4 protein-coding genes are annotated in these 7635 nt (G+C 65.6%); 2 read left to right on the top strand and 2 right to left on the bottom strand.

Annotated elements, in window-relative coordinates:
- Positions 1 to 498 precede the first annotated feature (498 nt).
- The gene (locus tag FV242_RS31420) at positions 499 to 1581 is read left to right on the top strand and encodes a catalase family protein (protein ID WP_147941667.1); all 1083 of its coding nucleotides are present in this window, start codon (positions 499 to 501) and stop codon (positions 1579 to 1581) included.
- A gap of 74 nt (positions 1582 to 1655) precedes the next feature.
- Here the strand turns inward: FV242_RS31420 and FV242_RS31415 are convergent, their stop codons facing one another.
- Entirely contained in the window at positions 1656 to 2735 is a 1080-nt protein-coding gene (locus FV242_RS31415; protein WP_147941668.1) for a molybdopterin-dependent oxidoreductase, read from the bottom strand.
- 455 nt (positions 2736 to 3190) lie between these two features.
- On the bottom strand, positions 3191 to 3337 hold the full coding sequence (locus FV242_RS35015; protein WP_187278646.1) for a hypothetical protein: 147 nt from the start codon (positions 3335 to 3337) through the stop codon (positions 3191 to 3193).
- Positions 3338 to 4002: 665 nt separating this feature from the next.
- Here FV242_RS35015 and FV242_RS31410 point away from each other — a divergent pair.
- Complete coding sequence (locus FV242_RS31410; RefSeq protein ID WP_147941666.1) at positions 4003 to 7593, top strand: hypothetical protein; 3591 nt, start codon at positions 4003 to 4005, stop codon at positions 7591 to 7593.
- Positions 7594 to 7635: the final 42 nt, after the last annotated feature.

Below are 7635 nucleotides of genomic sequence, written 5' to 3'. Positions count from 1 at the left end.
GGGGCCGCCAGGACCACCTGCTGCTGCCGCGACAGGCCACACGCGCCCGGGTAGCATTCCCGTCGGCCCGTCTGCACTGGTTCGAGCGGTGCGGCCACTTCCCGCATTGGGATCAGCCTGCCGAGACAGCGCGCGTAATCCTCGAAACGGTTGGGAAGGACGCGCCCTGAAATGGCTTGTCGCACGCACGAGCCCGCGGCCCTCCACGGGTCGTAGAGCGTATCGGCCGAGCTTGCCGCCTCCGCTCTGGAGCCGGTCTATGGTCCGGTCTTCTATTGCCGTGAAAAACGAAGCAGCGCTTCAAAGCCAACTTATAGCGCAGCCGAACTCAGGCAGACTTTCGACGGACGCGAAGTCGTCCTGGACCGAGAACGGCCCCCGGCGCCCTCGATGTTCGGAACGGGATCCCGTCTCCGACTCAATACGTCGAACCCCGAATCCGCTGCGCTCTTATGCGTTGCGGTCCGCTTCAGTTCCCCGATCCCCGTGAGGAAGAACATGACCTACCTTCGATACGCACCCGACATCGAGAAGCCCGATCCGGACGAGCAGAAGACGATTGACGGCATCATCAAGGGAATGACGCAGCAATCGGAGACCGTCGAGGCACGCGAGCACCATGCCGTGCGCGCCAGTCACGCGAAGAGCTCGGCTTGCGTCACCGGCGAGTTGACGATTGCAGCCGGCTTGCCGCCCGAACTGGCCCAAGGGTTGTTCGCCACGCCCGGCACCCACCCCGTGGCGGTCCGGTTCGCGCAAGGGCCAGGCGAGACCCTGGGTGACCGGGTCTCGACCCACCGCGGCATGTCCATCAAGGTGTTCGACGTGCCCGGGGAAAAGCTGCCCGGCCATGCCGTCGACACCCAGGACTTCGTCCTCGCGACGGGCACTACCTTCCCCTCCGGAACCGCAGCCGGCTTCCTGCGGGACGGCACCGTCATCGGCAAGTCCACGGGATTGCCCGAAGGGGTCAAAAGCGCAGTTTCGTCGACCATGCGCAACCTCAACCGCGCGCTGCACGCCTTCGGGACGGAGAGCGCTCTGGCCGACTTCTTCGGCCATCCCTACAACCATCCCCTCGCCGACAGCTACTTCAGCCAGGCGCCGGTCCGCTTCGGCGACTACGTGGCCAAGCTCGGGGGCGTGCCCTCGACGGAAAGCCAGCGGGCCCTGTCCGAATGGCGGCTCGATCCGCATCAGGACGAGGACGGCTTCCGTCATGCGACGGTCGCCTTCTTCCGGGAGCACGAGGTGGTGTTCGAGCTGAGGGCCCAACTCTGGGCCGATGCCGAAAGCCAACCCATCGAGGACGCCTCGGTCGACTGGCCGGTCTCCATCAGCCCCTACCGTACGGTCGCGACGCTGCGCCTGCCCCGTCAGGATGCCTATGCACCGGAACGCGTGCGGTACTTCGACGAGGTGATGACCTTCCGTCCGGCCCACAGCCTCGCGTCTCACCGTCCGCTTGGTTCGGTGATGCGGGCGCGGCTCCAGGTCTACCGGGCGTTGAGCGATTATCGCCATCGCGAGAACGGCGTGGCATCCCAGGATACCGCGCGGATCAACGAAATTCCCGGTTAGGACCCAATGCACCGGGACGTTTTTTCACTGAATAATTGTTTCGTGACGACTGTATGCGCAAGGTTAGCCTTGCCTTAGGTGACGCTTATCCGCACCCGGTGCCAGCAGGTGCAAAGGTAGCCTTTGTGGTTCCAGGTATCGTCCGGCAGCGCCGGCTGGGTCTGGCCGGCCGCGTCCCAGGCACGGACCGCGAGTTCGTGTTCGCCTGGCGGTAGATCGAGTTCGACGCTCCAGAACGTCCAGGCGAATGGTGAACCGGCCTGATGCTCCAGATCAGCCTGGACCCAGGATCGACCGCCATTGCCAGAGACGTCAACGCAGACGACGGCTCGGTCACCGGCCACGGCGTAACCGCGAACCTGGGTCACGCCCGCCTTGAGGGCAGCTTCACGCGCAGGTTCGCAGATCGCGGCGTTCAAAGGCATCAGGTCGATGGTGTGCCCCTGGGTGGGGTCGGCCGTCTCCGCCGTCACGTGGGGCGGGTACAGCTTATAGTCACCGGCCTGAATTGGATTGTTTGAGGGATGATCCTGCACGATCAGGCGCCGGAGCCATTTGGGGCTGCGCACGCCTGCGAAACCCGGCACAACCGCGCGGACAGGGAAGCCGTGCTCGGGGAGCAGGGCTTCGCCATTCATGGCGTACGCCAGCAGGGTTTCGGGTGCCAGCGCCTTGGCGAGCGGGATCGATGCCCCGTACGGGTGGCCCTCCACCGTGTCGTGGCTCTCGAAGGCCACGTGGAGGTCCATGCCCTCCGCGATCCCAGCCTCGCGCAGGACGTCGCCGAGGCGTACCCCGGTCCACTCGGCCGTCCCAATAGCGCCTGCTTCCCACGGGTCACCGGAAACAGGGGCGACCGCTCGCATGTCGGCGCGACGATTGCCGGCACACTGCATCGTGGCGGTCACCGTGAACTCCGGAAAACGGTTGCGTAGGTCCGGCAGCGAAAACTCCAGTGTCGTGTCGGCCCCGCCATCGACGGTGAGGCGCCAGATTTTAAGGTCGAGCGCCGGTAGGTCGCCGTGGGAGCGGACGTAGAAGTCCTGTACCGATGTCCGATAAGAGGCGCGCAATCGCCCAAGGGGCGGCTCAGCGTTGTAGGGCTGGTCGCCGTGGACGATCAGGCGAGCCTTGCGCTCCGACAGACTCGACATCGGTGCTTCCGTTCGGATGGGGACACGGACGTGAACGCGTTGACGGCGGCAAGGCTCAATGGAGAACGAAAAACGATTTTCGTGTTGGGCATTGGCCATGGGGACGGCGCACCGCCAAGCCCGCCGTTCCCATCTATCGACTGGCAATGGTGACAAACGCCATTGGCTTGCCGACTAGTTTCCCGGAGCCCAGCATTTGGGACGATAATTTTGGGCACCCTGGAACAGACCCAAGAAATGCAAACAGGCCGCACCATGGGGTGGCGGCCCGCTGATCGTTATGCGGGTCGAACTGCTTTCCACGCATCGGTGGGAAACCGGATATCGCCACCGCGACCAAGGGCGTCGAGGATGCTCCGAACGCCTTTGGCTTAACCGGCCGGCCTTGTCAGTCACTTTCAAACTTACTGCTGAACAAAAAAGTCCGCCCAATTTCCATCGGACGGACTGATATTTTAGGTTGCTTCAGCACAGAACTTTGGTGCTGAAAAGCGCATCATTGGGTCGGCTATCATCAACCAGCAGTTCGCTAACGCCGCGTTCAGCAGCGGGTCGATGATGTTGGTAACTTTGATCACCGGGTTCATGGCGCTGTCAGCCATCTCATTACCGCGAGAAATGTGAAGACTGTCAAAGCATGCGCTCCATCATTGGGGCGGTACTTAAGTAATGAACCGCCCCTGAGCACTCCGAACGTCCGCTTTTCCGGTTTGAACGCTGGAAGCGGTCAGGCTGCTTTCGGCCACTTCCTGCCGTCCGGATCGCGCCATGAGCAGACCCTCGTGTTCGATCTCACGAAGGTCTGCTCACTGAACGAGATCAGACGCGTGTAGCGACGCGCCCGTCGGTCGTAACATTTTAATGACGAAGACTGTTTCGGTAGGTGCTTCAGAGCTTCGCTACCTGTGTGAGTCCAGCAATAAATGAACTTCCGCAGGTACAGCGGACCGTGAACTGCTCCGGACCAAGTGATTTGGGGGCGCAATCTATCTGCATAGCCGAAGGATCGAGTGCCGGAACTGGGAAACCCGCCGTTCATTAGTGAAAAATCAATAGATCTGAGGACCGTTCGTTTGCCGCTGAAGAACGTTCGGAGCTGCCGAAACCGCCTACATACCGTCCACGACAGTCCGGCCTATCGCGCGCCGCCGCTGTCCGTCTCTTACCGAAGGAACGAAGCCGGAACCCACGCATTTACCTGCCGGTCCTGATGCGTAGCCATTGACGGCATCGACAGATCGGGCCGACCGACACCTGTCCCGACTGCATGCCTGACGACGCCATTTCGCTTTCTGCCGCTGACGCCCAGAACTGCGATCGCCTCCCGTACGGGCGTCTGCGATCGATCCTCGCGGAACTTCCTCCAACCGGCGACCGCGGCTTCGAAGGCCTGATTGCCGCCGCTTGCACCCTACTCGCGGGCGTCCCATTCAGGCTCGTTGGTTCTGGACGTCAGTTCGGACGCGACGCTGAAGGAACAGTCTCCGGCGCGGCCGTCATGGTCGAGGCCAAACGCTACACGTCGCGCCTGCCCTTCGAGGCGCTCTCGGCCAAGCTGACCGAGGCGATCGAACGCTCGGGACGGGAGGTCGAAGTCTGGTGCGCGGCCGCGACCGTGCCGTTCGACGCCGCCTATGCCGGAGATCTCCGCCGGATGGGCGATCGGCACGGGACCACGGTGCTGGTGCTGGACTGGGCACAACCGCTACCGCCGCTGGCTGTGCTGCTTGCGGTCGCACGTGATGCCGTCCTCGAATGGTTCGGCCGGTACGACACGATATCCGCCCCGGTGGTCGCGTCCGAGATCGAGGCGGTCGCTGCAAGTGCGCTCTTCGGCGGCCAAGCCGACGCGATCCATGTAGAATTCCGCGCCGGCTCCCTGGGCCTCGCCTCGGCGCGCCGTGCCAATGCGGCTTGGTTAGCAGCGCACTTCCGCAGCGTCGGTCTCGCTTTGCAACGCTTCAATCAAGCGCTGGCCCCCCTGGACGCATCCATGCGGCCCGCGCCTTTCGCGCGCGCGCGCCTGGAAGGGCGGATCCGCGAGGCGATGCGCTGTTGGTCCCCCGAGCCGCGCGCGGTCGTGCTGACAGGCCCGGCGGGCCGCAGCGGTGGGCGTGGCGACGAGGGCAACGGCAAGTCGTGGGCAGCCGTGCGCGCGTGGCTCGAGTTCGAGGACGGCCCGGGACGTCCGCGACCGATGTTGCTCCTCATGACGTCCCACATGTGGCGCGCGGGCGACGAGACTCGCCCTTTGGAGCTGCTCTCGCGGTTGGCGGCGGAACAGACAGGCTCGCGCGGCGCCGGAGGCGAGGACCGATGGCGGGCACGGCTTGAGCGGTGGCTCGCCGTGCCGGAGGGGTCGACGGCGGATCGCAGCCCGGCGGTCGTAATCGTCCTCGACGGAGTGAACGAACGGACCCACCACCCCTGGCCGGCGCTGATCTCGGCGCTGCTGCGGGAGGCCGGCACGAAGGCTCTCGGCGTCGTCGTGACGACCCGGCGCGGCATCTACGAGAGGGATCTCGCGCCCCGTCTTCCGCGGGCGGCGGTCCTGGAGATCGGCGTCGAGGCGTTCTCAGACGAGGAACTCGACCACCTGCTGCTGCTGGCCGGAAAACGGCCGGAGTCCGTCTGTGAGCCGCTACGGGGCTTCCTGCGCAACCCGCGGATCCTTTCGGTCGGGCTCGACCTACTCGATCGGCTCGACCCCGACGAAGTCGGGACCGAGCGGTTGCTGTTCGAGTACTTGCGAAAGCGTCAGGAGGGGCGCGCATCGGCGGGCGGACACACGGCGGAACAGTTCGCGCAGGTCCTAGTCAACCATGCGCGCGAGATCCGCGAACGGCTGCTGAACCAGACAGTAACCCGGCAAGCCGTGACATTCGACGATAGGTCCATCCGCGAACGCCTCGGCGTTCCCGTCGATCAGGCGGCCCTTGCCGCGGATCTTGGGGACATCGTCGACAGCGGCTTCATCGAGATCGTCGACGGGGTCCGCCGGAGGTACATCCTGCGGGAGCACGGCAGAACGCTCGGCCTGGGCCTGCTGATCGCGGAGGAGCTAAAGGACGCGGCCGGTGCGGGAGAGACCGGTCTCGACCGGCTCCTTGAGACCATCGTCGATCCGATCCGCGCGATCGACGAGACCGCCCTTGTGCTCCTCGGCGCGCTGGACGTCGCACTCGCGGATCCAGGCATGGACGATGTCGTTGCCCGGGTCCTCCTGCATCGCATACTCATCCTTCAGAACCTGCCACCCGATCAGCGTGCGCGAATCTTCTCTGGGGTTTCCGAACACCCGGACGTCTACCTCGACGTCGCCGCCCAGCTATACGGGGAGCGCAGTGTCGCCGGCCGCCGCGAATGGATGAGGGACGCTCTGATCGCTGCGCGCGATCGGCCGGCGACGGCGGATGCGATCGACCGGACCGTCCGACGATGGCTTCGGGCCTGGCAACCGGTGCCGTCGCTTCCCGACACCCGGAATTACTCCGAGGAGCAAGCGCGCTTCGCGCGGGAACATCATAACGAAATGGCGGATCAGCACCGCGCCGGCATACAAACCCTGGCCGACGCGGAGCGCACTTTCGTCGATCGTGAATTGAATCCCCTCCCGCCCGGATATGCCCACCGCGTGGACGAACTGGCGATCGCCATCCTGGCGGGCCGGCCCCTTGCAGGCTACGCGGCTGATATTTTCGCATGGTGCGTGGCCACGTCCATAGGATGGGAGGCCGGTGGGTCGCACGACGCGATGAGATGGCTTCGCCTCCTCGCCCCGACCGACTGGGAGGAAGCCACCTCGGCCGTCGGCGCCGCCGTAGCTCCGTTCCGGACGGCGGCTCGCTCCGATGTCTTCGGGTGGGCGATGAGCTACGCCCTGTCGGGCAGCGGCGATCCGGAGCAATCGCGGGCGGCGGCCGACGTCCGCCCTCCCGCGGTTGCCGACACGAGGCCAGGCAGGTCCGATGTCTTGCCGGACGTCGATCCACTCGACCCTGCCGCGTCCGCCCCCGAGGGAGGGTTGGAGGCGACCGCTCATTTCTACAGGGAGGCGACGACTTCGCGGGAAGGGCATCCCCCGGGTGCGCTGTGGCGTGAGTCCAAGGCTCCGGCGAGCCGGGCGAGGCTGCTGCTCTGCCGGTTTGCACCGGATGCGGCGGCGGCCATCCACCGGGACTTTGCCGCCGGGTGTGCTGCGATCGCTGACGTCTCCCCCTCCGTGATCGCGCACTGGATCCTGCGGGACGTCGCGATTCTGAGACCAGTCGTGGAACCCGTCGCGGCGTGGATGACCGATCTGAGGGGGCGGCCCGATCTAGAGCCGGTGGAACGCGACGCCCCCACCGTCCTCCTGGCGGCGGTACTGCCGCATCTCGAAGCCGAGCGGCAGTACGACGCTCACGCCGGGCAACGCGACGACGCCAGCGACGCCTTCCAGCTCGGGGAACTTATGCGAGCGTTGCCTGCCGCAAAGGTCGAGGAGCGCCTCCGGAGCGACTTCGCCTCAGGCGAGCCTCGGCGGATGCGGCTGGCGCTGCTCGCGACCGCCGACGCCGGCAGTGCCGTTCCGGCGGTCCGGTCCCATGCGCTACAGGCGGCCGCGCACGACGACCAGCGCCTTCGCGCCGCAGCCTACCGCGCCATGGTTCGGGCGGGGACGCGGCAGGACGACGAGAAGTTCGCCGCCGCATGGCGCCGGCCGGTGCCGATCGTCGACGAGGCGCACATCAGAGCCGACCACTGGGGCTCCCTCTGGTTCAGGCGCGCCGGCCTAGCATTACAGTTGCGTTTTTTGGCTTTTCCGTCGTCGGCGTGTTTTGCTGGGCTTACGGCGGTGACGCCCTTTGGCGTCTGACGCTCGGCGTTTGAGATGGGCGTTTCGGGCGGCCGCCTGATG

The sequence above is a fragment of the Methylobacterium sp. WL64 genome (genome assembly GCF_008039945.1).
Taxonomy (GTDB): Bacteria; Pseudomonadota; Alphaproteobacteria; order Rhizobiales; family Beijerinckiaceae; genus Methylobacterium.
This window is presented reverse-complemented; position numbering and strand designations above follow the sequence as displayed.